General features: G+C 68.9%; 22 protein-coding genes. 16 read left to right on the top strand and 6 right to left on the bottom strand.

What is annotated here, in order from left to right; genetic code table 11:
• Positions 1-2 precede the first annotated feature (2 nt).
• From AC5ZH6_RS10845 to AC5ZH6_RS10860, 4 genes are all read left to right on the top strand, one after another.
• On the top strand, positions 3-2,066 hold the full coding sequence (locus AC5ZH6_RS10845) for a VWA domain-containing protein (protein ID WP_211545380.1): 2,064 nt from the start codon (positions 3-5) through the stop codon (positions 2,064-2,066).
• Positions 2,067-2,160: 94 nt separating this feature from the next.
• Positions 2,161-2,778, top strand: coding sequence for a cob(I)yrinic acid a,c-diamide adenosyltransferase (gene cobO, locus AC5ZH6_RS10850; RefSeq protein ID WP_020171526.1), 618 nt, complete (start codon positions 2,161-2,163; stop codon positions 2,776-2,778).
• A complete protein-coding gene (locus AC5ZH6_RS10855) occupies positions 2,772-4,328 on the top strand; it encodes a cobyrinic acid a,c-diamide synthase CobB (RefSeq protein ID WP_211545160.1) in 1,557 nt (518 codons plus the stop codon). The genes cobO and AC5ZH6_RS10855 overlap by 7 nt, the downstream gene beginning before the upstream one ends.
• Positions 4,315-5,964 carry a GAF domain-containing sensor histidine kinase gene (locus AC5ZH6_RS10860; protein WP_006371351.1) on the top strand — a complete coding sequence of 550 codons (1,650 nt, stop codon included), beginning with the start codon at positions 4,315-4,317 and terminating at the stop codon, positions 5,962-5,964. Before AC5ZH6_RS10855 ends, AC5ZH6_RS10860 begins: the two co-directional genes overlap by 14 nt.
• A gap of 16 nt (positions 5,965-5,980) precedes the next feature.
• Here the strand turns inward: AC5ZH6_RS10860 and AC5ZH6_RS10865 are convergent, their stop codons facing one another.
• On the bottom strand, positions 5,981-6,742 hold the full coding sequence (locus tag AC5ZH6_RS10865; RefSeq protein WP_020171524.1) for a response regulator: 762 nt from the start codon (positions 6,740-6,742) through the stop codon (positions 5,981-5,983).
• Positions 6,743-6,883: 141 nt separating this feature from the next.
• On the opposite strand from AC5ZH6_RS10865, the gene AC5ZH6_RS10870 reads away from it, so the two are divergent.
• From AC5ZH6_RS10870 to AC5ZH6_RS10885, 4 genes are all read left to right on the top strand, one after another.
• Positions 6,884-7,879: an acyl-ACP desaturase gene (locus tag AC5ZH6_RS10870; protein WP_006371353.1), complete on the top strand. Its 996-nt coding sequence runs from the start codon at positions 6,884-6,886 to the stop codon at positions 7,877-7,879.
• Positions 7,876-8,199 (top strand): hypothetical protein, encoded by a 324-nt coding sequence (locus AC5ZH6_RS10875; protein WP_006371354.1) that lies wholly within the window; start codon positions 7,876-7,878, stop codon positions 8,197-8,199. The genes AC5ZH6_RS10870 and AC5ZH6_RS10875 overlap by 4 nt, the downstream gene beginning before the upstream one ends.
• 108 nt (positions 8,200-8,307) lie before the next feature.
• Complete coding sequence (cobA, locus tag AC5ZH6_RS10880; protein WP_014359775.1) at positions 8,308-9,549, top strand: uroporphyrinogen-III C-methyltransferase; 1,242 nt, start codon at positions 8,308-8,310, stop codon at positions 9,547-9,549.
• Between the two features lie 98 nt (positions 9,550-9,647).
• Positions 9,648-11,177, top strand: a complete 1,530-nt coding sequence (locus AC5ZH6_RS10885; RefSeq protein WP_014359776.1) for a DHA2 family efflux MFS transporter permease subunit — start codon at positions 9,648-9,650, stop codon at positions 11,175-11,177.
• A 9-nt stretch (positions 11,178-11,186) separates the two neighbouring features.
• On the opposite strand, the gene AC5ZH6_RS10890 is transcribed toward AC5ZH6_RS10885, so the two are convergent.
• Positions 11,187-11,900, bottom strand: coding sequence for a hypothetical protein (locus AC5ZH6_RS10890; protein ID WP_231386681.1), 714 nt, complete (start codon positions 11,898-11,900; stop codon positions 11,187-11,189).
• Between the two features lie 29 nt (positions 11,901-11,929).
• A complete protein-coding gene (gene yaaA, locus AC5ZH6_RS10895) occupies positions 11,930-12,688 on the bottom strand; it encodes a peroxide stress protein YaaA (protein WP_006371358.1) in 759 nt (252 codons plus the stop codon).
• An 83-nt stretch (positions 12,689-12,771) separates the two neighbouring features.
• On the opposite strand from yaaA, the gene AC5ZH6_RS10900 reads away from it, so the two are divergent.
• Positions 12,772-14,502, top strand: a complete 1,731-nt coding sequence (locus AC5ZH6_RS10900) for a proline--tRNA ligase (protein WP_006371359.1) — start codon at positions 12,772-12,774, stop codon at positions 14,500-14,502.
• A 53-nt stretch (positions 14,503-14,555) separates the two neighbouring features.
• On the opposite strand, the gene AC5ZH6_RS10905 is transcribed toward AC5ZH6_RS10900, so the two are convergent.
• Both AC5ZH6_RS10905 and AC5ZH6_RS10910 read right to left on the bottom strand, forming a co-directional pair.
• Positions 14,556-14,987, bottom strand: coding sequence for a ferritin-like domain-containing protein (locus tag AC5ZH6_RS10905; protein WP_211545157.1), 432 nt, complete (start codon positions 14,985-14,987; stop codon positions 14,556-14,558).
• Positions 14,984-15,535 (bottom strand): hypothetical protein, encoded by a 552-nt coding sequence (locus tag AC5ZH6_RS10910; RefSeq protein WP_249155073.1) that lies wholly within the window; start codon positions 15,533-15,535, stop codon positions 14,984-14,986. Before AC5ZH6_RS10910 ends, AC5ZH6_RS10905 begins: the two co-directional genes overlap by 4 nt.
• Positions 15,536-15,693: 158 nt before the next feature.
• Between AC5ZH6_RS10910 and rimP the strand changes: the two genes are divergently transcribed.
• The 7 genes from rimP (at position 15,694) to AC5ZH6_RS10945 (ending at position 23,776) form a co-directional block, all read left to right on the top strand.
• Positions 15,694-16,239, top strand: a complete 546-nt coding sequence (gene rimP, locus AC5ZH6_RS10915; RefSeq protein WP_288337314.1) for a ribosome maturation factor RimP — start codon at positions 15,694-15,696, stop codon at positions 16,237-16,239.
• Between the two features lie 105 nt (positions 16,240-16,344).
• Entirely contained in the window at positions 16,345-17,379 is a 1,035-nt protein-coding gene (gene nusA / locus AC5ZH6_RS10920) for a transcription termination factor NusA (RefSeq protein ID WP_006371363.1), read from the top strand.
• Between the two features lie 27 nt (positions 17,380-17,406).
• Positions 17,407-17,808 carry a YlxR family protein gene (locus tag AC5ZH6_RS10925; RefSeq protein WP_014359783.1) on the top strand — a complete coding sequence of 134 codons (402 nt, stop codon included), beginning with the start codon at positions 17,407-17,409 and terminating at the stop codon, positions 17,806-17,808.
• 79 nt (positions 17,809-17,887) lie between these two features.
• Positions 17,888-20,743 carry a translation initiation factor IF-2 gene (infB, locus tag AC5ZH6_RS10930; protein WP_020171519.1) on the top strand — a complete coding sequence of 952 codons (2,856 nt, stop codon included), beginning with the start codon at positions 17,888-17,890 and terminating at the stop codon, positions 20,741-20,743.
• A gap of 95 nt (positions 20,744-20,838) precedes the next feature.
• A complete protein-coding gene (gene rbfA, locus AC5ZH6_RS10935; RefSeq protein WP_020171518.1) occupies positions 20,839-21,342 on the top strand; it encodes a 30S ribosome-binding factor RbfA in 504 nt (167 codons plus the stop codon).
• Positions 21,339-22,307 (top strand): DHH family phosphoesterase, encoded by a 969-nt coding sequence (locus AC5ZH6_RS10940; protein WP_006371367.1) that lies wholly within the window; start codon positions 21,339-21,341, stop codon positions 22,305-22,307. The genes rbfA and AC5ZH6_RS10940 overlap by 4 nt, the downstream gene beginning before the upstream one ends.
• The gene (locus tag AC5ZH6_RS10945; RefSeq protein WP_014359787.1) at positions 22,304-23,776 is read left to right on the top strand and encodes an MATE family efflux transporter; all 1,473 of its coding nucleotides are present in this window, start codon (positions 22,304-22,306) and stop codon (positions 23,774-23,776) included. The genes AC5ZH6_RS10940 and AC5ZH6_RS10945 overlap by 4 nt, the downstream gene beginning before the upstream one ends.
• Here AC5ZH6_RS10945 and AC5ZH6_RS10950 read toward each other — a convergent pair.
• Positions 23,755-24,615: a hypothetical protein gene (locus AC5ZH6_RS10950; protein WP_020171517.1), complete on the bottom strand. Its 861-nt coding sequence runs from the start codon at positions 24,613-24,615 to the stop codon at positions 23,755-23,757. The genes AC5ZH6_RS10945 and AC5ZH6_RS10950 overlap by 22 nt on opposite strands.
• Positions 24,616-24,652 lie beyond the last annotated feature (37 nt).

Below are 24,652 nucleotides of genomic sequence, written 5' to 3' on the forward strand. Positions count from 1 at the left end.
CGGTGAGCCCGGAGTCCCTCGTCGCCGCCGATCCGTCGTCCGGTCCGGTGATCCGCTACCCCTTCACCGCGGTGGTGGGGCAGGAGCGGCTCAAACTGGCACTCATCCTCAGTGCCGTCTCGCCGGGCATCGGGGGTGTGCTGATCCGCGGGGAGAAGGGCACCGCGAAATCCACCATCGTGCGCGGACTCGGACCCCTGATCGGCGAGGGACGGGCCGATTCGGCGGGTCGGGTCGTCGAGTTGCCGATCGGGGCCACCGAGGACAGGGTGATCGGGTCGCTGGATCTGACGCGGGTGCTGCGCGACGGCCAGGCCGAGTTCACGCCAGGGCTGCTCGCACGTGCCGACGGCGGTGTGCTCTACATCGACGAGGTCAACCTGCTTGCCGATCATCTCGTCGACGTGTTGCTCGACGCGGCTGCGAGTGGTCGGGTCACGATCGAGCGCGACGGCGTCTCGCACACCCAGTCCGCCGACTTCGTCCTCGTGGGCACGATGAACCCCGAGGAGGGCGAACTCCGCCCGCAGTTGCTGGACCGGTTCGGACTTGCGGTCGACGTGAGCGCGGGTCGTGATGTGGACGAACGGGTCGAGATCGTTCGTCGGCGGATGGCGTTCGACGCCGACCCCACTGCATTCGCGGCCGCCTATTCAGATGCCGAAGGCGAACTGGCACAACAGATCTCCCACGCCCGACGCCTGGTCGACGACGTGGAGCTGCCGACCGCACAGCTGCGGCGGATCGCCGGCATCTGTGCGCACCTGCAGGTCGACGGACTACGCGGCGACATCGTGGTTGCGCGCACGGCAACGGCCCACGCCGCGTTGCGCGGCGCATCCGAGGTCGACGCCGAGGATGTCCGTGTGGCGGTCGAACTCGCACTCCCGCACCGGCGTCGGCGTAACCCGTTCGACGAGTCGGGCCTGGGCGATCAGGAGCTCGCCGACGCACTCGCGGCCGGTGACGAAGCGGCAGGCCCCGACGAGCCCCCGGAACCCCCGGATGGGGGTGGGTTGGACGGGGCCGGGCCGAATGCCGATGGACCGGACGGGTCGACACCCGACCCCGGCGAATCATCTGCGTCGAGTGACGATTCGGCACCCGGTGATTCGGGGCCCGACGCTTCGGCGGCCGGTGATTCGGGGCCCGACGGTTCCGCCCCCGGCGAGCCTGAATCCGACGCCTCGGGTCCGCCCGCCCCGGGGCCGCGGCCGGGCGGTGTCTTCGGAGCGCCGACCGACTCGACGACCACGCCGCGCATGCGCAGACTCACCGTCGACGGGATCGGCGACGGCGAGCCGGGCCGGCGCTCGGCGGCCCGTAGCCGCCGCGGATACACCGTCGCCGCAACGGAATTCGGTGCCGAGACGCCGGTCCACCTGTTCGGCACGGTCCTGAGTGCCGCCGGGCGGGGGGCCGAGGAGGACGGACGTGTGCGAGTGCGTCGAGAGGACCTGCGCGGTGCCCATCGGATCGGGCAGGAGAGCAACCTCGTCGTCTTCGTCGTCGACCTCAGTGGGTCGATGACCGCTCGCCGCAGGCTCGGCTTGGTCAGCGAGTTGTGTGTGGATCTGCTGCGCGACTCCTACACCCGACGGGATCGGGTGGCGGTGATCGTCGCCCGCGGTGCCCGCGCCGAACTGGTCGTCCCGCCGACCAAGTCGGTCGACATCGCCGTGCGCCGTTTGTCGTCGGTCCGGACCGGAGGACGGACCCCGCTGGCCGAGGGTTTGCTGGCCGCCGAGGAGCTGATCGCCCGAGGCCGTCGCATCGAACCCCAGCGCCGTCCGCTGCTCGTGGTCCTGACCGACGGGCGCGCCACCGCCGGGCCGGACGCCGCGGCACGCGCGCGTGCCGCGGCCGCGTCGATCGGACGGCGGGGGATCGACGGTGTCGTCGTCGACTGCGAGCAGGGAATGGTGCGACTGGGCCTGGCCGCCGATCTCGCCGCCCACCTGCGCGCCGATCTGATCCCGATGGACGAGCTGGGTGTGGCGGCCCTCGGCCGATCGGTGCGCCCGAACACGGCATCGGCGGCGCGGATCGGTCCGCCCGCCGCCTGACCGCCCGCCGCCTGACCGCACGGCCACATCGCCGCGCCGGACGTGACACCCTGGACGGACAACCGGATTCGATCGGCGAACAAGGAGGAAGCACGTGCCGCAAGGCGTCCCCACCGCGATACCCGACGACGGGCTCACCACCCGGCAGCGACGGAACATGCCGGTCCTGGCCGTGCACACCGGCGATGGCAAGGGCAAGTCGACGGCGGCATTCGGGATGGCGATGCGCGCATGGAATGCCGGCATGCGGGTGGCGGTGTTCCAGTTCGTCAAGAGTGCCAAATGGCGGGTCGGCGAGGAGTCGGCGCTGACCGCGCTCGGCGACATCCATGAGTCCACCGGGCAGGGCGGGCCCGTCGAGTGGCACAAGATGGGCCAGGGGTGGTCGTGGCTGCGCGCCAACACCGACGCCGCCGAGGATCACGCCGAGGCCGCCCGCGCGGGGTGGGCGGAGATCGCACGCCGACTCGCCGCTGCCGAACACGACTTCTACGTCCTCGACGAGTTCACCTACCCGTTGCACTGGGGGTGGATCGACACCGACGACGTCGTGACGGCGCTGAGGGAGCGGCCCGGCCGCCAGCACGTCGTGATCACCGGCCGCCGCGCGCCACAAGCGCTCATCGACTCCGCCGACCTGGTCACCGAGATGCACAAGATCGCCCACCCCATGGATGCCGGACGCAAGGGGCAGAAGGGCATCGAATGGTGACCGGTCCATCCTCGATCCCCACCGTGGTGATCGCCGCGCCCGCCTCGGGTAGCGGCAAGACCACGGTGACCACCGGCCTGATCGGGGCGCTGCGGGCCGCCGGGCACCGCGTCGCGCCGTTCAAGGTCGGCCCCGACTACATCGACCCCGGCTACCATGCCGTGGCCGCCGGCCGAACCGGACGCAACCTCGACCCAAACCTCGTCGGCGCCGACCTCATCGCACCGCTGTTCTCCTGGGGTACCCGGGGTGCCGACATCGCCGTCGTCGAGGGGGTGATGGGCCTGTTCGACGGCCGCATCACCGGCATCGGTGCCGACGGAACCCACGACCCCGACGGTGGTGACCGTGTCGGGGGTGATCCCGATGGCGCCGACCCGAACGGCATCGGCTCCACCGCGCATGTCGCCGCACTGATCGGCGCCCCGATCATCCTGGTGGTCGACGCCGCCGGACACAGCCAGTCGCTGGCCGCACTGTTACACGGCTTCCTCGGCTTCTCGCCGACAGCCCGGATTGCCGGGGTCATCCTCAATCGGGTCGGCTCTCCCCGGCACGAGGCGGTGCTCCGCCAGGCGTGTCGTCGCGTGGGACTTCCGGTCTTCGGTGTGCTGCACCGTGATCCGAGCCTCACGGTGCCCTCACGGCATCTCGGCCTCATCCCGGCCGCCGAACGCAGCGCCGACGCGGTCGCCGCGGTGGCGGCGATGACCGCGACCGTGTCGGCGGGTCTGGACGTTCCCGCGATCGTCGCCGCCGCACGTACCCGCACCGCACAGTCGGCGCCGGCGTGGTCACCCGACGACACGCTCGCCGAGGTCCGCGGCCCCACCGATCCGCCCGCGGCCAAGCCGATCATCGCGGTCGCCGCCGGTGCGGCATTCACCTTCGGCTACGCCGAACACGCGGAGATGCTGCGGGCCGCAGGCGCCGAGACCATCGACATCGACCCACTGATCGACCGGCTCCCCGACGGAACCGCCGGCGTCGTCCTCGGCGGTGGATTCCCCGAGGAACACGCCGCAGAGTTGTCGTCGAACGCACCTCTGCGCGAGGACATCAATGAGCTCGCCCGGTCCGGTGCGCCGATCCACGCCGAATGCGCCGGACTGCTCTATCTGTGTCGCGAACTCGATGGACATCCGATGGCCGGGGTGATCGACGGTGTCGGGCGGTTCGGTCCGCGCCTTACCCTCGGCTACCGTGACGCTGTCGCCGTCGCCGACTCGGTGTTGTACCCGGCGGGCAGTCGGGTGACCGGCCACGAGTTCCATCGATCGACTGTCGAACTCGTTGCGGCACAACCTGCCTGGGCGTGGCGTGACGGCACGGCGCGGCCGGCCACCGACGGCATCGGGGCGGGTTCGGTCCACGCGTCGTATCTACACGTGCATCCGGTGGCGGTGCCGCGCGCGATCCTCCGGTTCGTTCGGGCCGCCGAACGTCGCGCAACACAGCGGGTCTCGCCGAACACACCTGCGGCAATCCGGCCCCGTGAGCCGCACATCGCGACCCGACGACGAGAGGAGAGCAGCCATGCCGGCCCATGAGGTGACCAAGGCCCTCGACGCACTCGCGTCGCACGGCGTCGACAACCCCGACATCCTGCGGGATCTGCTCGAGGCGGTGCTCCTCGTCGGGCAGGGGCTCGAACTCGACCATGCGCTGCAACGGATCGTCGAGGTCGCCGTGGGCGTGGTCGACGCCCAATACGGTGCCCTCGGTGTCCGGGGCCCCGACGGCGGCCTCAGCGAGTTCGTCTGGACCGGGATCACGCCGCAACAACGGGCGCTGATGGGGGCGTTGCCGGTCGGCCGCGGCGTGCTCGGGGTGCTGATGGACGATCCGCACGTGCTGCGAGTCCCCGACCTCGCCAAACACCCTGCGTCGGTGGGATTCCCGCCGCACCATCCGCCGATGACCACCTTCCTCGGCGCCCCGGTGATCATCCGCGGGTCCATCTACGGTCGGATCTATCTGACCGAGAAACGAGGCGGCGCAGGGTTCTCCGAACTCGACGAGACACTCGTCGCGGTCCTCGCGGTGGCAGCCGGGATCGCCGTCGACAACGCGCAACTGTTCGAGCGCGCCCGCACCCGACACCGGTGGATGCAGATCCTGGTGCGACGCGGATCCGAGCCGCTCGCCGGAATCGCGTTGTCGGACACCCTGTCCCGGATGTGCTCGGATGTGCGTGAACTCGTCGGTGCCGTCGACGTGTACCTGATCACCGACGAGGAAGGCGAACTGGCGGTGGAGGGCGCCACCCGCACCGGACTCGATCCGAGCGTGCTGAAGGTGCCGTCCTCGTCGGAGATGACGGTGCTACCCGCCGACGAGGTGGGCCCGGACCTGGCCGCCCGGGGTGCTCGATGGGTGACGCTGCAGCCGTTGCACCGGGCCTCGGGGACCTTCGGGTGGGTGGTCATCACCTCCGAACGCAAGCCGTTCTGGGAGGAAGAGGAGATCTCGGGTCTCGCCGGTGTCGCCGAGATCGTCTCCCTGGCCGTCGTGTACGCCGAACAGCAGCAGATGGCACGCGACCTCGAGGTTCTCGAAGACCGCCACCGGATCGCACGCGACCTCCACGATCACGTCATCCAGCGGCTCTTCGCCATCGGCATGTCCGTGCAGACCCTGCAGGCAGCCCGGGAGAACGGGGCCTGCTCCGTCGACGACTCGGTCAGCAACCGCCTCGAGCAGGTGATGACCGACCTCGACCGGACCATCGCGCAGATCCGCACGTCGATCTTCGACCTGCAGACCGTCTCCGGTCACCACGACACCTCGACGCTGCGCCGGCGCGTACTCGACATCGTCTCCGAGTTGTCGGCCCATGCGCCGATCGCCCCGAGTGTGCAATTCGTCGGACCGGTCGACACCGTCGTGCCCGACACGCTTGGTCCGCACATCGACGCGGTGCTGCGTGAGGGATTGTCGAATGCGTTGCGGCACTCCGGCGCCGAACACATCTCGGTGTCGGTCAGCGCCGACGACGTCCTGCGCGTGGAGATCAGCGACGACGGTGTGGGCATCGACAAGTCGGTCACCTATCGCGGACTGGCCAATCTCACCCGTCGCGCCGAGGAATGTGACGGGACCTTCGACATCGACACCCGGGGCGGAACCTCCCACGGCCACGGTGGCACGACACTGACCTGGTCGGTGCCGCTGACCCCGGCCTGAGGCGGCTGCGGGCGCCTCAGGCCTTGCCGTCGCGGATCTTGGTGGCCATCACCGCGACCTGGGTGCGGCGCTGCATGTCGAGCTTGGCCAGGATGCGCGAGACGTAGTTCTTGATCGTCTTCTCCGCGAGGAACATCTTCTGCGCGATCTGCCGGTTGGTCAGGCCGTCGCCGATCAGATTGAAGACCTCGCGTTCCTGATGGGTCAACTCCGCGAGCGGGTCGGCCTGCGACTTGCCGTCCCGGAGCTTGGCCAGCAGGGCGGCGGTGCTGCGGTCGTCGAGCAGCGACCCGCCGCGACCGACGGTGCGAACCGCGGCCACCAGGTTGCGGCCGAGGATCTGTTTGAGAACGAAACCCGATGCGCCGGCGAGCACCGCCGCGAGCAACGCGTCGTCGTCGGCGTAGCTCGTCAGCATCAGACAACGCACCGACGGATCGACTGCGCGCACATCACGACAGAGCTCCACCCCGTTGCCGTCGGGCAGCCGGACGTCGAGGACGGCGACGTCGGGTCGGGCGGCGAGGATGCCGACCCGCGCCTCGGCGACCGTCGCCGCCTCACCGACCACCTCGATGTCCTCGGCGGTGCCGAGGAGATCGCGCAGTCCGCGCCGGACGAGCTCGTGGTCGTCGACGAGGAACACCCGCACGGGGTGTTCGGGACCGGCCTCGGATGGCTCCGCGGCGGTCGGGGTCTGGGGTGTCGGCGTCGGTGTCGGTGGCGCGGCCGGCGGTGCGGCGGGGGTGGCCTGGGATGGGCGCGGGTCTGTGGCCATGACTCGAAATTACCGCAACCGACGCCGCAGAACGCGACGTCGGTCCCCACTCATCCGGGACCTTCGGCTCAGGTGGGACTGGTGAGGTTTCGCAAGAGTGGAACCCACGGGTACGCAAATCGCCAACTTAGGAGCTGCGAAGTGACAACCCTGATCGGATCCGCGAGCGACACCGGGATGACCGGGTCGGACCTGCTGCGCGAACTGCTGCCGGTCTGTGAGGCAGAGGTCGAGCGTCATATGAAGATGACCAAGGACTGGCATCCGCACGACTACGTGCCGTGGGACGACGGTCGCAACTTCGCCGCCCTCGGTGGCCTCGACTGGGACCCCGAACAGTCCAAGCTGTCCGAGGTGGCCAAGGCCGCGATGATCACCAACCTGCTCACCGAGGACAACCTGCCGTCCTATCACCGGGTGATCGCCGAGAACTTCACCCTCGACGATGCGTGGGGTTTCTGGGTGGGGCGTTGGACCGCCGAGGAGATGCGGCATTCAACGGTGATGCGTGACTATCTCGTCGTCACGCGCGGCGTGGATCCCGTGGAACTCGAAGAGACCCGCATGCAGCACATGACGCACGGATTCAATCCGCTGCCCGAGGACGACGGTCAGCGCGACCACAGCTTCGACATGCTCTTCGCGGTCAGCTACGTCAGCTTCCAGGAACTCGCGACCCGGGTGAGCCATCGCAACACCGGCAAGGCCTGCGGTGACCCGATCGCCGATCGCATGCTGGCGCGCGTGGCCGCCGACGAGAACCTGCACATGCTCTTCTACCGCAACATCGTCGCCGGCGCGCTCGACCTCGTCCCCGATCAGGCGATGTGTGCGATCTACGGCATCGTGTCGAACTTCCAGATGCCCGGCGCCACCATGCCGAACTTCCGACGCAACGCCGTCCTGATCGCCAAGGGCGGTATCTACGATCTCCCGCAACACCTTTCGGAGGTGGTGATGCCGGTGCTGCGCAAGTGGCGCATCTTCGAGCGCGACGACTTCGGCCCACTCGGCCAGATGTATCGCGACAAGCTCGCCGACTATCTCCAGGAGATGAACGTCAAGGTCGAGAAGTTCGAGCGCGCCCGCGAACGAGCGCTCGAACGCGAGGAGCGCAAGGCCAGGGCCGGCGCATGACGGTGATCGACAACCCGCGGAACCTGTTGGCCGACACCGGCGATGGCTGCGGACAGTGTTGCGGCTCGTGCGACTCGGCGCCGTCGGCGCCCGACGTACCCGACGGCTTCGAGGCGGCCATCGCGATGGCCGAGGCCGCCGCGAGCCACAATCCGACGTGGTGGAACGAGATCCGGGCCCATGCCGCCGATCCGGCGGCGGGGGAGTACTGCAGTTCGGTGTTGCTCGGAGCGCTGCTCGAGGCGTCGGCGCACCGACTCGGTGTGCCGGCCGCCGATGTGTGGGCACACATTCGTCGAACCGGCGAACTTCCCCTGTGACCGATCCCACCGGGTGATCGGCGAGTCCGACGGCGCCGGGCGAGTACTTCTCGCGCACGGAGCGGTCTGAGCGCTGCCGATCGCCGCGCAGTCGGTACGGTTCTTCTCATGTCAGCCGCCGCGCACCCCGGATCGGGCCATCCGCACTATCTGTCGGGCCTGGACCTGATGGGCCGCAAGGTCGTCGTGGTCGGCGGGGGATCGGTCGCCCAGCGACGCCTACCGAACCTGGTGGCGGCGGGGGCGCAGGTGCACGTGGTGGCTCTCGAGCCGACACCCGCCGTCGAATCCTTCGGTGGCATCACCCTGCACCATCGCGCCTATGCCGACGGTGACCTCGACGGCGCCTGGTATGCGATGGCCTGCACCGATGACCCCGAGGTGAACGCCGCGGTGGTCGCCGAGGCGGAGCGTCGGCACACGTTCTGCGTGCGCGCCGACGACGCCCGGTTCGGCACCGCGGTGACCCCGGCTTCCGGGCGGCACCGGGACATCCAGTTCGGGGTTCTCGCCGGCGGCGACCACAAGTTGTCGGCGGCACTGCGAGCGGCGATCAGTACGGCGCTGGCCGACGGTGATCTCCGGGTCGAGGAGCCACCGCACCCGCCCGGTGTGGCACTGGTTGGTGGCGGGCCCGGCGACCCCGACCTCATCACGGTCCGCGGACTGCGGTTGTTGATGGCCGCCGACGTCGTGGTCGCAGATCGACTCGCACCGCCGGAACTGCTTGCGGCACTGGGGCCGCAGGTCGAGATCATCGACGCCGCGAAGGTTCCGTACGGACGGGCGATGAAGCAGGAAGCCATCAACGACGTCCTCATCGCCAAGGCCAAGGAGGGCAAGTTCGTCGTCCGGTTCAAAGGCGGCGATCCCTACGTCTACGGTCGCGGCTTCGAGGAATTGCAGGCGTGTGTGGCCGCAGGTGTCCCGGTGACGGTGGTCCCGGGCATCGCGAGTCCCATCTCGGTGCCGTCGGCCGCGGGTATCCCGGTGACCCATCGCGGTGTGACGCACGAGGTGGTCATCGTGTCGGGGCATGTGGCACCCGATCACCCCGACTCGCTGACCGATTGGTCGGCGCTGGCACGACTGCGCGGCACGCTCGTGCTGATGATGGCGGTGGAGCGGGTGGAGAAATTCGCGCAGGCGCTGCTGTCCGGTGGACGTCCCGCCGACACCCCGGTTGCGATGATCGAGAACGGTTCGCTGCCCACCCAACGCGTGCTCCGCACCGATCTCGCGCACGCCGCGCAGACCGCGCAGAGTGAGGGTCTACGCCCGCCGGCGATCGTCGTCATCGGCGACGTCGCGGGCTTCACCGACGCCGATGATGTGCTCGGGTTCGCCTGACATACCGCCACCGGGTACGTCCCTGTGCCACCCGGCAGACACCGATACGTCAACGGGGATTGGCATAGTCGAGCCCGTCAGCGGTAGCGTCGACCGGTATGTCGACATTCTCGGCGTCGAGCGATGCCACCATGGCGCCGTCGGATCAGTACCGGCCGGTGTTCGGTCTGGCGATCCTGGTGCTGTCGGGGATGCAGTTGTTGATGGTGCTCGACGGCACCGTCGCCGCGCTTGCCCTGCCGCGCATCCGCGACAGCCTCTCCCTGAGCGAGTCGTCGGCGAACTGGGTCATCACCAGCTACGTGCTGGCCTTCGGCGGGCTGATGCTGCTCGGTGGCCGTCTCGGCGACGCCTTCGGCCGCAAACGGATGTTCATCCTGGGCGTGGCCGCGTTCACCGCGACCTCCCTGCTGTGCGGGTTGGCCTGGAACGAGGAGAGCCTGGTCATCGGCCGCGCGCTGCAGGGGGCCTCGGCGGCCATCGCCGCACCGACCGCCATGGCGTTGGTCGCCACGACCTTCGCACCCGGGAAGCCGCGGAGCCAGGCCTTTGCCATCTACGCCGCGATGACCGGCGTGGGGTCGGTCGCCGGACTCATCCTGGGCGGTGTACTGACCCAGATCTCCTGGCGCCTGGTGTTCCTGATCAATGTGCCGATCGGACTCGCGGTGGTGGTGGGCGCGCTGTTCGCCCTGCGTGAGTCGCAGGGGGAGCGGATGCCCCTCGACGTTCCCGGTGCGGTGTTGGCCACGCTGGGCTGCACCTTGCTGGTGCTCGCGGTCAGCGACGGCCCGAACGGGTGGGACAGGCCCATCGTGGTCGGGTCGTTCATCCTGGGTGGGCTGGCGTTGGTCGCCTTCATCGTCTGGGAGCGCCGCGCGGCGAATCCGATTCTGCCGCTGCGACTGTTCGACAACCGCAGTCGGGTCGCGGCGCTCGGTGCGATCCTGCTGGCCAGCATGATCATGATGTGCATGGCGGTGTTCATCTCGCTGTACCTGCAGGGAATCCTCAAGTACACGCCCATCCAGAGCGGTCTGGCGGTGGTGCCGTTCGCGGTGGGCCTCGGGGTGGCCGCGGCGATCGCCTCCAAACTCGCCCTGATGGTCCAGCCGCGCTGGCTGGTGCTCGTCGGTGGCGCCATCATCCTCGCCGGTTGCCTGTACGCGTCGTCGATCGCCACCGAGATGCCCGGCTACTTCCCGAGCATCGCGATTCCGGTCGTGGTGATCGGCTTCGGTGTCGGCCTCGCCGTCATCCCGCTGACCCTGTCGGTGATCGCCGGGGTCGAGCCGACCGAGATCGGCCCGCTCACCGCACTCGCGCAGGTCGCCCAGAATCTCGGCGGTGCCGTCGGGCTCGTGGTGGTCGGTGCGATGGTCACCTCGCGCGCGCTCTCGCAGGGCGGCACCACCGCACCGGTGGAAACGATGAACGCCACCCAACTCGCCGCTCAGGCCGACGGCTACGGGCTGGGATTCGCGTGCTGCGCGGGGATAGCGGTCATTGCGGCCGTCGTCGTGCTGTTCATGCGGTTCACCCCCGAGGAGGTCGCCGAGGGGCAGGCGGCGCAGGAAGCCGCCAACGCCACCCTCGACGTCAACGACGTGAGTTCGAGGCAGTCGTAGCGGTGTTCGTCAGTGCGCCGGGCGCACCGAGATCTTTTGCGGTCCGGTGACGATCAGTTCGACCCCGTGACCGACCAGGCGCAATCGCGACAGTTCGGGGTGCATCACCCACCCGTCGGCGGCGTAGGTCAGGCCGGCCCGCAACTCGGTCGGGGACGCACCCCAGCGTGCGGTCCTCGTGCGCACACCATCGACGTCGTGCAGCGCGCCTCCGGTGAAGATCTGTGGCGTCGTCTCGAACCATCGGCCCGCGACGTGAACGTGCTCCCCGTCGATCCTGAGGAAGACATTGCCGCCCAGCGCGGTCGCGACGTGCTCGTCGGACCATCGACGCACCATCCGCAGGCTCGAGCGCGGGCCGTCGTAGATGCCCGGATGCACCGCGTCCATCGTCAACGCGTCGCGGATCTCGTCGGCATCGCGGACCAGGACGAGGGTGGTCATGGGCGGATGATCGGCACCCAGCCACGCGCGATCGCAACTGATCGCCGTGGGCAGATGTGCGCCGAGAGCGGTCCCACCCACGGTGGTCAACACGTCGAGGACGGTCTCTGCGCATTCCGGACCCGGGGTCGGGTCGAAGGTGACGGTATCGGGGGACACGGCGACGTCGATACCCGGCCACCGCTGCACGAAGGCGTCGAGGTTCTCGTGCGCGAACGGTTCGTCGCGCATGTCGCGGGTGCGCGGATCGATATTGCACACGAACATCGGCTCGGACATGACCGCCACTATAGTTAACATGGCAAACGTTAACGCAAATGTGGGCCCTGGTCCGTGATCACCACGATCTCGTCGGCTCGCGCGATCTCCACACGCTGCCCCGCGTCGGCGAGAACCGCGGCGAGCGCATTGACGTCACGCACCGTGCGACGCGTGCGCACCAATTCGCGGGCGATCAGGCCTTTGTAGTGTTTGTTGAAGTGGCTCACCACTTTTCGGCTGCCATCAGCGGCCTCGGTCATCACCGTCGCGGTGATCGCCCCGGACACCGGGCCGAGTTGCTGATAAATCCCCGATCGTAGGTCGACGACGAGGTCGTCGACGGTGTCGAGGGCGCGGGAGAGCTCCGGCTTCCACACTGACGCCAACGTCGGGAGTCCGGGGAGCTTCGAGCCCCCGGAGAGTCGGTAGGCCGGGATCGGATCGGTCGAGCGCACGACGCCGAACAGTGCCGAACCGATCGCGAGCCGGTCGGCGGCCTTGGCCTTGCCCGCGCGCGTCAGCCCACGGTGATCGAGTGCGTCGTAGAGGACGCCGGTGTAGCGCTCGATGGCCGGGCGCGTCGGCGAGTGCCACAGATCGGCGTTGCGGTCGACCTCGGAGAGCTGGGTCTTACCCAGGCCTAGGGCGTCGCGGCTCGCGTCGAGGTCGGCGGACAGCTCGACGAGAATGTCCGCGAGGCGCTTGCGGATGGGGGTGAGCTCGGTGAACCACAGGGCGTCGAGGTTCAGCGGTGGACCGTCGCCACCATCGGATTTCGTCTCGGAGGGCGGCAGGAGGACAAGCACCGCAACACTGTATCGACCGTGCCGGACGGGCCGGGGAAACCGGGTCGCGGGCCCGACTAGACTTTTCCCCCGTGATCACTCGCATGTCGAATCTGTTCCTGCGGACGCTGCGCGACGACCCGGCCGACGCCGAGGTCCCCAGCCACAAGCTGCTGGTCCGCGCCGGCTACGTGCGGCGCGCAGCACCCGGCGTCTACAGCTGGCTGCCGCTGGGACTCCGGGTGCTCAAAGCCGTCGAGCAGGTGGTGCGCGACGAGATGAACAACATCGGTGCGCAGGAGATCCTGCTGCCCGCGCTGCTGCCGCGTGACCCCTACGAGGAGACCGGCCGCTGGACCGAGTACGGCGACGCGCTGTTCCGCCTCAAGGACCGCAAGGGCGCCGACATGCTGCTCGGGCCGACCCACGAGGAACTCTTCACCCAGCTGGTCAAGGGGGAGTACTCCTCCTACAAGGATCTGCCGGTCATCCTCTATCAGATCCAGACCAAATACCGCGACGAGGAGCGGCCGCGTGCGGGGATTCTCCGCGGCCGCGAGTTCGTGATGAAGGACTCCTACTCGTTCGACCTCGACGACGACGGGCTCAAGACCAGCTATCACGCCCACCGTGAGGCCTATCAGAAGATCTTCGCGCGTCTCGGGGTGCGCTATGTGATCGTCGCCGCCACCTCCGGCGCGATGGGCGGCAGCGCGTCCGAGGAGTTCCTCGCCGAGAGCGAGGTCGGTGAGGACACCTTCGTCCGATGCCTGGAATCGGGCTACGCCGCCAATGTCGAGGCAGTCATCACGCCTGCGGCGCAACCTATCCCGTTCGACGGGCTGCCACCGGCAAAGGTGTACCGCACGCCCGACACCCCGACCATCGACACCCTGGTGGCGTGGGCCAACGCCAACCTCGAGGGCGCCTTCACCGCCGCGGACACCCTCAAGAACGTGATGGTCAAGGTCCGCGAACCCGGGGGCGACTGGGAGCTTCTCGGTGTGGGGGTTCCCGGGGATCGGGAGGTCGACTTCAAGCGCCTCGAGGCCTCGCTGGAGCCCGCCGAGGTCGAGTTGCTCACCGATGCCGACTTCGCCGCCAACCCGTTCCTCACCAAGGGATACATCGGGCCGAAGGGATTGGCGGCCAACGGGGTTCGCTTCCTCGTCGATCCGCGCATCGGCGACGGATCGTCGTGGATCACCGGAGCCGACGAACCGAACCATCATGTGGTGGGCTTGGTGGCCGGTCGAGATTTCACGCCGGACGGAACCATCGAGGCCGCCGAGGTGCGTGACGGTGATCCGTCGCCGGACGGCAAGGGCGAGCTGGTGAGTGCCAAGGGTATCGAGATCGGCCACATCTTCCAGCTCGGCCAGAAGTACACCAATGCCTTCGAGGTCGACGTCCTCGGCGAGAACGGCAAGCCCGTACGCCTGACGATGGGGTCCTACGGTGTCGGTGTGTCACGGCTCGTCGCGGTGCTCGCCGAGCAATGGCATGACGACAAGGGGTTGCGGTGGCCGCGGGCGGTCACACCGTTCGACGTGCACCTGGTCATCGCGAACAAGGATCAGGCGGCGATCGACGGTGCACAGGCACTGGCCGCCGAGCTCGACGCCGCGGGCCTCGAAGTGTTGCTCGACGATCGCAAGGCCTCACCGGGGGTCAAGTTCAAGGACGCCGAATTGTTGGGGATGCCGACGGTCGTCGTCGTCGGACGCGGGTACACCAACGGGGTCGTCGAGGTACGTGACCGCTTCTCCGGGGAGTCCGTCGAGGTGGCGGTGGCCGACGCGGCCGACGCCATCACCGCCACCGTCCGCGGCTGAGAGCGCCGGCCCGCCCGCGCGCGTGCGGTGGGTGAGTCCGCGTCGGACGCGGGTCAGCGCTGCCCGGGGAAGGCCACGGTGGTGGGCTTGTCGCCCAAGGCGATTCGCCAATCGGCGGCGCGTAACGCCGACCCGGTGAGCTGGTCGACACCGAGGGTGCGGGCAGAACCGGATTCGGCCTTCTCGAGCACCGAGCGATAGGCGACGGTGCAGTCGACCTCGGCGGCCAGCGCCGCCTTGGCGGCACTCACCGGATCGTTCACGGTCAGCGGCAGGGTGTAGCCCGCAGCCGGTTCCGGTGGCGTACCACCGGCTTTGGTGATGGCGTCGTTGACGGCGTCGCGGGCGGCGCGGTGTGCGGTGAGATTGTCCTCGACCGTCGAGCGGCGGGTCGCCGAGACGAACGCGGTGAGGACGCCGTAGGTGAAGATCGCCGCGTTCTCGGCGTCTGCGGCGTCGGTCAGGGAGTCGGTGGTGGGACTCATGCCAGTTGGACCTCCACGAGAGTTGTCGTCGAGGCGCCGACGGCCCCGGCGAGGCCGGCCGAATACCCCGACAGCGCGATGGCCGCCGCTCGTGCCGCCTTCGCCGAGGAGTTCAGTGACGAGCGCAGCCCTTCCAGCGAGTTCGCCGCCTGGGTGGGCGTCCCGGGCGGTGCGGCACTCGACGTGGCGGTACCCGACGGTTCGATCTGGTCCGTGAGTGTCTGATCGAGTCGGGTGATCTCCTCGCGTAACGCCTGGGCGTGTTGGGCCCGCTGCTCGGCGATTACGCCGAGGGCCGCCGAATAGTCGGTCACCTGCGGGGCGAGGGCCCGCGCCGCGGCCGCGTCGGCCAGCGCCGAGCGTGCGAGAGGCAGCAGTGCCTGTGCGGTGGTCTCGGCGGGATCCGGTCCGCGATCGCACCCCGCGGCCACGGTGACCGTGACCATCCCGATGCCGGCGACGGCGCTGCCCCGCAGCAGAGTTCGACGGGATACGCCGGCGGACCGGCCGGCCGGTTCACCGGGGTGCGGGAGACTCACCCGACACATGATGCCAGTCGGGTGCGGTGGGACGGCGATCACGGCACGCCCGTCCGCGCGCACTTCGTCGGGCCCGGAGGCGTCCTCTACGATGGACGGGCGCCGACGCAGCCACACGGGCTGCGTGCCACGGGTGAACCGGACAACTGAAGACGAGGGAGACCACGGTGACCATCGACCGGACGAGGGTCCGCGAACTCGTCGGTGAGTTCGTCACCGATCGCGGACTCGACCTCGAGGACGTGATCGTCTCGACCTCCGCGGGCACCGACGAGATCCGGGTGATCGTGGACTCCGACGACGGCACCGACCTCGACCTGCTCGGTGAGTTGACCCGTGACATCTCCGACGCGCTCGACACCCATGACGATCTCTCCGACGCCCCGTACACGCTCGAGGTCACCTCGCCCGGCGTCGGCCGGCCGCTCACCCTGCCGCGGCACTGGCGGCGCGCGCGTGGCCGCAAGGTCGCGATCAGAGGCGTCGACGGCGCGTCGATCGTCGGCCGCATCGGCGCCGTCGACGGCGAGACCGTCGAGATCGTCGTCAATCACCGCGGACGGATCGCCGTGGAGTCCGTCCGGCTCGACGCCGTCGACCGTGCCGTCGTCGAGGTCGACTTCTCCCGTCCGAGCGTCGCCGAACTGACCCGGTGCGGACTCGACGACGCGGAGATCGCGCGCCGTCGCGACCCCGGTACCGCAGAATTGTGAGAGATGCGCACGACGGTGAGATGCGCCGACCCGTGCAGGGCCGGGCATCGAGAACGACCATGCGACAAGTGAATACGCCGACAAGTGAATAGGAGTCCACGAGCAATGAACATCGACATCAACGCCCTGCGGATGATCGAGTCCGACAAGGGCATCCCGATCGACACGGTGATCACCGCGATCGAGACGGCACTGTTGACCGCCTACCGCCACACCGACGGGTTCGCCCCGCACGCGCGGATCGACGTGAACCGCAAGACCGGCGCGGTCCGGGTGATGGCGCAAGAACTCGACGAGCACGGTGAGGTCGTCCACGAATACGACGACACCCCGGAGGGGTTCGGGCGAATCGCGGCGACCACCGCCCGGCAGGTGATCCTGCAACGGCTGCGTGACGCGGAGAACGAGAAGAGCTTCGGCGATCTCGTCGCCCACGAGGGTGAGATCGTCGGTGGCGTCGTGCAGCAGGATGCCCGCGCGAACGCCCGCGGCATGGTCGTGGTGCAGATCGGCAACGAGGCCAATGCCACCGAGGGCATCATCCCGTCGGCCGAGCAGGTCCCCGGCGAGACCTACACCCACGGCGACCGCATCAAGTGCTACGTGGTCGGCGTCAGCCGTGGACAGCGCGGACCGCAGATCACCCTGTCGCGCACCCATCCCAATCTCGTGCGCAAGCTGTTCTCCCTGGAGGTCCCGGAGATCGAGGACGGATCGGTGGAGATCGTGGCGGTGGCCCGGGAGGCCGGACACCGATCGAAGATCGCCGTGCACACCGGTGTCAGCGGCCTCAATGCCAAGGGGGCGTGCATCGGGCCGATGGGTCAGCGGGTCCGCAACGTGATGAGTGAGCTCGCGGGGGAGAAGATCGACATCATCGACTTCGACACCGACCCGGCGGTGTTCGTCGGGAATGCGTTGTCACCGGCGAAGGTTGTGTCCGTCGAGGTCGTCGACCTCGCCGCCAAGGCGGCCCGGGTCGTGGTGCCGGATTACCAGTTGTCGCTGGCCATCGGCAAAGAAGGACAGAATGCCCGACTCGCCGCACGGCTGACCGGATGGCGGATCGACATCCGGTCCGATGCAGACGACGCCCGTGCTGCAGGCCCGGGCACGCCCGGCAGCAGCCGATTGTCCTAGTCGCGGCCACTAGCGCTAGACTGAGCGATGGTTCAGCGAAAGCCGTCGACCTCGTCACCCGACGATGGCCGTCGGGGTCGTCCGATTCGGATGTGCATCGGATGTCGGTCTCGTACCGACATCACCGCACTGGTCCGCGTCGTCGCCCGAGAGGGTGCCGACGGACCCACGATCGTCGTCGATCTCGCGAAGACCATGCCGGGACGGGGTGCGTGGTTGCATCCGCGGGAGGACTGTGTGTCCGCCGCGGTGCGGCGGCGAGCGTTCGCCCCGGCGCTGAGGGCGTCGCGTCTCGTCGTGAACCCCGACGACCTCGTAGAAGTGTTCGATGCAGAAGTGATCGGTGCAGCTGCACCATCACCGACCACGGACGACAGCAGGCCCGATACCGGGCCGGAACAGGTAGCAGAAGACATGAGCACACCGTGAAGTCACCACGATGAGCACGTATCGGACGTAATCCGAGGCCGTAGCGGGCAGCCCGCTCGGCCTCCAAGTGAGGAGAGCAGTGGCAGGCAAGGCCCGCGTGCACGAACTGGCCAAGGAACTGGGCGTGACGAGCAAACAGGTGCTCGAGCGACTCAAGGAACAGGGCGAGTTCGTCAAATCCGCGTCGTCGACCGTCGAGGCCCCGGTGGCCCGTCGACTCCGCGAATCATTCCCGAACAAAGACGGCGGTTCGTCGGCGCCCAAGCCCGGCACCAACGGTTCCGCCCCCAAGCCCGGCGCAGGTCCGCGTCCGGGCCCCAAGCCCGGCGGTCCCAAGCCGGCACCGGCAGCGGAGCAGAAGCCCCCGAGCCGTACCGAGCAGACTCGCCCGGCCCCGCAGCCGGCCGCATCATCCCCGGCACCGGCGGCCCCGGCTCCGGCAGCTCCGACGCCCGCCGCCGCTCAGGCACCGGCGACGCCCGCTGCCCCGAAGCCGGCAGCCCCGGCGCCTGCGGCCGCCGAGCGCTCCGCGCCCGCACAGCAGCCCGCACCGGCCCAGAAGCCGGGCGGACCGACACCGGGACCGCGTCCCGGTGGCCCGAAGCCGGGCCCGCGTGCACCGCGCGTCGGCAACAACCCGTACTCGTCGGCGCCCGCGCCGGCACCCCGACCCCCGGCCGGTCGTCCCGGCCCGGGCCAGGGCGGACCCCGCCCCGGTGGCGGTCGCCCCGGTGCCCAGGGTGGCCGACCCGGTCAGGGTGGTCCGCGTCCGGCTCCCGGCCAGGGCGGACCCCGTCCGAGCCCGGGTAACATGCCCCCGCGCCCGAATCCGGGTGCGATGCCCAGTCGCGCCGCCCGTCCCGACGCCCGTCCGGGTGGTCGTAGTGGCGGTCCCGGTGGAAACCGGGGTGGCGGCGGCGGTGGATACCGCGGCGGCGGCGGCGCTCCCGGTGGTGCTCCCGCCGGTGGTGGCGGTTTCCGCGGTCGTCCCGGTGGCGGCGGTCGTGGCCGCGGCGGTGCCGCGGGTGCGTTCGGTCGTCCCGGTGGTGCCCCACGCAAGGGCCGCAAGTCGAAGCGGCAGAAGCGTCAGGAATACGACTCGATGCAGGCGCCGGCCGTCGGAGGCGTCCGGCTGCCGCGCGGCAACGGTGAGACCATCCGGCTCGCCCGCGGCGCATCGTTGTCGGACTTCGCCGACAAGATCGACGCCAACCCGGCCTCGCTGGTCCAGGCGCTGTTCAATCTCGGTGAGATGGTCACCGCGACCGAGTCGGTCAACGACGAGACGCTCGAGCTGCTCGGCTCGGAGATGAACTACACCGTCCAGGTGGTCAGCCCCGAGGACGAGGATCGCGAACTCCTCGAGAGCTTCGACCTCAGCTACGGCGAGGACGAGGGCGACGAGGAAGATCTCGAGCAGCGTCCGCCGGTGGTGACCGTCATGGGTCACGTCGATCACGGTAAGACCCGACTGCTCGACACGATCCGTAATGCCAGCGTCCGCGAGGGCGAGGCCGGTGGCATCACCCAGCACATCGGTGCCTACCAGGTCAACACGCACCTCAACGGTGACGACCGGTTGATCACCTTCATCGACACCCCCGGTCACGAGGCGTTCACCGCCATGCGTGCCCGCGGTGCGAAGGCCACCGACATCGCGATCCTGGTGGTCGCGGCCGACGACGGCGTCATGCCGCAGACGGTGGAGGCCATCAACCACGCGCAGGCGGCCGATGTGCCGATCGTGGTGGCGGTCAACAAGATCGACAAGGAAGGCGCCGACCCGCAGAAGATCCGGGGTCAGCTCACCGAGTACGGTCTGATCCCCGAGGAGTACGGCGGCGAGGCGATGTTCGTCGACATCTCTGCCAAGCAGGGCACCAACATCGACGAACTGCTCGAAGCGGTGCTGTTGACCGCGGACGCGTCGCTCGACCTGCGGGCCAACCCCGACATGGACGCACAGGGTGTGGCCATCGAGGCCCACCTCGACCGCGGACGTGGACCGGTGGCGACCGTGCTCATTCAGCGCGGCACGCTGCACGTCGGCGATTCGATCGTTGCCGGTGACGCCTACGGTCGTGTGCGTCGCATGGTCGACGAGCACGGTGACGACATCGAGGCGGCGCTGCCGTCGCGGCCGGTGCAGGTCATCGGCTTCACCTCGGTGCCCGGTGCCGGTGACAACCTGCTCGTCGTCGAGGAAGACCGCATCGCGCGTCAGATCGCCGACCGCCGCAATGCGCGCAAGCGCAACGCGCTGGCCGCACGCAGCCGCAAGCGGATCAGCCTCGAGGATCTCGATTCGGCGCTGAAGGAAACCAGCCAGCTGAACCTGATCCTCAAGGGTGACAACTCCGGTACCGTCGAGGCCCTCGAAGAGGCGCTGCTCGGGATCGACATGGGCGACGAGGTCTCGTTGCGGGTCATCGACCGCGGTGTCGGTGGCGTCACCGAGACCAACGTGAACCTGGCGGCCGCCTCGGACGCGATCATCATCGGATTCAACGTCCGAGCGGAGGGCAAGGCGACCGAGCTGGCCAACCGCGAGGGTGTCGACATCCGGTACTACTCGGTGATCTACCAGGCGATCGACGAGATCGAGAGCGCGCTCAAGGGCATGCTCAAGCCGATCTACGAAGAGGTGGAGCTCGGCCGCGCCGAGATCCGCGCGATCTTCAAGTCGTCGAAGGTCGGCAACATCGCCGGCTGTCTGGTGCAGTCGGGCATCGTGCGTCGCAACGCCAAGGCACGTCTGCTGCGTGACAACGTGGTCGTCGCGGAGAACCTCACCATCGCCTCGCTCAAGCGGGAGAAGGACGATGCCACCGAGGTTCGCGAAGGCTACGAATGCGGTCTCACACTGACGTACAGCGACATCAAGGTCGATGACGTCATCGAGTCCTACGAGTTGCAGGAGAAGCCGCGCGACTGACGCGTATCACTCTCGAGTGCTCCCCTTCCGCGAGTGTGCCGCGCAGGCACCGCGCGGGAGGGGAGCGCCTTTCGATCCCTTCGGGAAGGACAATCATGGCCGATCCGGCACGAGCACAACGGCTGGCCAAGCGGATCTCGTCGATCGTCGCCTCGGCGATCGCCCACGACATCAAGGACCCACGGCTGGCCCATGTGACGATCACCGACGCGCGCGTCACCGGCGACCTTCACGACGCGACGCTCTTCTACACGGTGATGGGCGAGACCCTGGACACCGAGCCGGACTACGAGGCGGCCGCGGCCGGTCTGGCGAAGGCGACCGGAGTCCTGCGGTCCAAGGTCGGTGCGGGCACCGGGGTGCGTTTCACCCCGACGCTCACCTTCGTCCTCGACACCGTCCCCGACGCCGCCCGGCACATGGAGGAGTTGGTGGCGCGAGCGCGGGCGAGTGATGAACTCGTTGCGCGGCGTGCCGCCGAGGCCAGACCGGCCGGTGAGGCCGACCCGTACCGTGCGCCCGGTCACGACGACCCCGACGATGGTGACCCCGACGATGGTGATCCCGACCGTGATGATGAGGACGGCGATCAGGCGTGACCGCAGCGTCGAGTGCGGCGATCGCGCAGACCATCCGACGGGTCGCCGACGACGAGGGCCCGGTGACCATCCTGTGTCACGTCCGACCCGACGCCGACACCATCGGCAGCGGGTTGGCGCTCGGGTTGGCGCTCGACCGGCTCGGGGTGGACGTGGAGGTCGCTCATCCCGGTCCGGAGTCACTCCCGGTGGCTTTCGCCGATCTGCCCGGGCACAAGTTGCTCGTCGACTCGGCAGCCCTGCGAGGCAGTCGGCTGGTGGTGTCGGTTGACGCCGCGAGCCGCACGCGGCTTGGTGAGCTCGAGTCGCTCTTCGCCGACGCCGAGACCACGGTTGTCATCGATCACCACGCGTCGAACCCCGGTTTCGGCGACCTCGACTTCGTCGACCCGCACGCCGACTGCACCGCGGTGCTCGTCCTGCGTGTGCTCGACGACCTCGGCGTCGACCTCGACGAGGACATCGCGACCTGTCTCTATGCGGGTTTGATCACCGACACCGGCTCGTTCCGCTGGGCACGGCCGGAGTCGTTCCGGGTGGCTGCCCGGCTCGCCGACGCCGGCGTGGACTCCCGGACCTGGAGTCGCCGGCTGCTCGACACGCATCCGTTCGGCTGGCTGGGCATGGTCTCGGAGATCCTCGCCACCGCGACGCTCGACCGAACTGCCTGTGGCGGTGAGGGATTGGTGTACGCCGTGGTGAACCATCGGGCGTTGGCCGGGATGAGCTGGGAAGAATCGGAGAGCGTCATCGACATCGTCCGGACCACTGCCGAAGCCGAGGTCGCCGCGGTGTTCAAGGAGATCGACGCCGGTGAGTGGACGGTGTCGTTGCGTTCCAAGAGCACCGTCGACCTGGTTCCCATCGCCCGTACCCATGGCGGCGGCGGACATCGCCACGCCTCGGGCTACAGCGACTCGGGTACGGCCGACGAGGTGATCGGTCGCCTCAGGCAATCCCTGTGACCGAACGCAACGCCCCCGAGCCCGCAAACCCCGAGGGGTCGGAACCGGATGCCGGCGGGCTCGATGCCGGTGTGCGTCGGGTCGGCATCCTGACCGTCTCGGCTCTCGCGGTACTGATCGCGCCCCCGCTGTATCTGCTGTTGGATCTCGCAGTGGTCGGTCGGCTGGGCGGCGACGAGCTGGCCGCGCTCGCGGTGGCGACCCTGGTGCTGTCGATCATCAGCACCCAACTGACGTTCTTGTCCTATGGCACCACCGCCCGCTCGGCGCGCAGGTACGGTGCCGGTGATCGGCCGGGCGCGATTGCCGAGGGCGTACAGGCGAGTTGGATAGCGCTGGCCGTGGGACTGGTGATCATCGCCGTCGCCTGGCCGGTCGCGCCGTACGTGATGTCGGCGCTGGTGGGCGACGCCTCGGCGTCGTCGGCGGTCGTGGCCACCGATGCGACGCAGTGGGTGCGGGTCGCGGTGTTCGGTGTGCCCCTCATCCTGTTGTCGATGGCCGGCAACGGCTGGATGCGCGGGGTTCAGGAGACACGTCGACCCATCATCTATGTGGTTGTCGGGCTGGCGATCTCGGCAGTGCTCGTCGTCGGTCTCGTCCACGGACTGTGGTTCTTCCCGCGACTGGGCATCGTCGGCAGCGCGGTCGCCAACGTGATCGGACAATCGATCACCGGGCTGCTGTTCGCCGCGCGCGTGGTGCGTGAGCAACTGGTGAGCGTGCGGTCTTCGGCTGCCGAGGAGTCGGGCAGTGTGTTCGCGGCCTTCGCACCGAATCGCCCGATGATCGCAGCGCAGCTGGTGATGGCCCGCGACCTCATCGTGCGCAGTCTGTCGTTCCAGATCTGTTTCATCTCCGCGGCGGCGGTGGCCGCCCGATTCGGTGTCGCGCAGGTGGCCGCACACCAATTGGTGCTTCAGCTCTGGGAATTCATGTCGCTGTTCCTCGATTCGGTGGCCATTGCCGCCCAGGCCCTCGTCGGGGCAGCACTGGGCGCGGGATCGGTGACCATTGCGCGCTCGGTCGCCCGGCGGGTGACCTTGGTCTCGGTGATCGCCGCCGCGGTGATGGCCGCGGTGTTCGCGGCGGGCGCGACGACGCTACCCAAGGTGTTCACCTCCGACTCGGCGGTGCTCGACGCGATCGGGGTGCCCTGGTGGTTCTTCGTGGCGATGCTGCCGATCGCCGGCGTGGTGTTCGCCCTCGACGGTGTACTGCTCGGCAGCGGCGACGCCGCCTTCTTGCGCACGGCAACCCTGGTCGCCGCACTCGTCGGCTTCCTCCCGTTGATCTGGATGTCGCTGATCTTCGACTGGGGTCTGGCCGGCGTGTGGAGTGGGCTGGTGGTGTTCATGATCGCCCGGCTGATCGCGGTGTGCCTGCGGATCGCCTCGGGACGCTGGCATCGGGTGGGCGCGACGACACCGGTGGGCAGCCGGGCCGATCAGGTGCCCGCCGGAGGCTGACTGGGCGGCTGACCTGGCCACGCCTGCGGTGGCGGGGTGGGCCAGGCCGGCGGTGGCTGAGAGGGCCATACAGGCTGCTGCCCGGCAGGCCACGATGGCTGCCCGGATGTGGCCGGTGACGAGGGTGGCCACGGTGCCGGGCCGCCCTGGGTTCCCCACGCGGCGGTCGAGCCGCCGGAGGTCGGGGTAGGCCGATCACGTCGAAGGGCGAGACCGATGGCGTCGCACGCCCACACAACGAGGACCCCCGCGATGACGAACGCTGCCTGGATCGACACGTTGGCAAACCACCACCACGTCAGGGAATCGATGTGGACGTTGAGCCACCTGATATTCGCCATGTGATTGGCGAGCACCCATGTCCCGATGCACACGACCCCGGCCACCGGGATCACACCGATCCACGCATACGGCGTGGATCGGCGGGCGATGCTCCACCCGCCGATGGTGCCGATCAAGAACGTTGCGGCGACGATGTTCCATATCACGCTGTACCAATCGTGCGTGTTGATCCAGATGCCGTAGGGCGGTGCGGTCAGTGCGTGACTGATGGCCAGCAGGACGAAGGCGAACACGGCGCCGAGTATGCCGCGTACGAGGGTCCGTCCCCAGGGCACGAGTATGACGACGAAGAGCAGGTAGATCACCGTCCACGCGATGAAGTTCGCCCAAGAACCGGTGAAATTGCGGTGGGTGACGATGAGGATCACCAGCGACAGCCCCCACAGGAGGACGGTGATCGCCGCACTGACCATCACTCGCACCCACCACGGGCCGCGTCCGCCGGGTATGCGCGAACCGCCGGCCGGAACCGGCGCGGGCGGGTAGGGGTAATTCATAGTCGGCATCATGGCATGTCGTCGCCGCATCCGCGCG

Source organism: Gordonia sp. YC-XJ4 (assembly GCF_059511865.1).

Bases quoted from the DNA above. Each gene is read 5' to 3' on its own strand.
- AC5ZH6_RS10855 (WP_211545160.1), top strand. From the start codon at position 2,772: ATGGTGACCGGTCCATCCTCGATCCCCACCGTGGTGATCGCCGCGCCC.
- AC5ZH6_RS10860 (WP_006371351.1), top strand. From the start codon at position 4,315: ATGCCGGCCCATGAGGTGACCAAGGCCCTCGACGCACTCGCGTCGCAC.
- AC5ZH6_RS10865 (WP_020171524.1), bottom strand. From the start codon at position 6,742: ATGGCCACAGACCCGCGCCCATCCCAGGCCACCCCCGCCGCACCGCCG.
- AC5ZH6_RS10875 (WP_006371354.1), top strand. From the start codon at position 7,876: ATGACGGTGATCGACAACCCGCGGAACCTGTTGGCCGACACCGGCGAT.
- cobA (WP_014359775.1), top strand. From the start codon at position 8,308: ATGTCAGCCGCCGCGCACCCCGGATCGGGCCATCCGCACTATCTGTCG.
- AC5ZH6_RS10885 (WP_014359776.1), top strand. From the start codon at position 9,648: ATGTCGACATTCTCGGCGTCGAGCGATGCCACCATGGCGCCGTCGGAT.
- AC5ZH6_RS10890 (WP_231386681.1), bottom strand. From the start codon at position 11,900: ATGTCCGAGCCGATGTTCGTGTGCAATATCGATCCGCGCACCCGCGAC.
- AC5ZH6_RS10900 (WP_006371359.1), top strand. From the start codon at position 12,772: ATGTCGAATCTGTTCCTGCGGACGCTGCGCGACGACCCGGCCGACGCC.
- AC5ZH6_RS10905 (WP_211545157.1), bottom strand. From the start codon at position 14,987: ATGAGTCCCACCACCGACTCCCTGACCGACGCCGCAGACGCCGAGAAC.
- AC5ZH6_RS10910 (WP_249155073.1), bottom strand. From the start codon at position 15,535: ATGTGTCGGGTGAGTCTCCCGCACCCCGGTGAACCGGCCGGCCGGTCC.
- nusA (WP_006371363.1), top strand. From the start codon at position 16,345: ATGAACATCGACATCAACGCCCTGCGGATGATCGAGTCCGACAAGGGC.
- AC5ZH6_RS10925 (WP_014359783.1), top strand. From the start codon at position 17,407: ATGGTTCAGCGAAAGCCGTCGACCTCGTCACCCGACGATGGCCGTCGG.
- rbfA (WP_020171518.1), top strand. From the start codon at position 20,839: ATGGCCGATCCGGCACGAGCACAACGGCTGGCCAAGCGGATCTCGTCG.
- AC5ZH6_RS10950 (WP_020171517.1), bottom strand. From the start codon at position 24,615: ATGAATTACCCCTACCCGCCCGCGCCGGTTCCGGCCGGCGGTTCGCGC.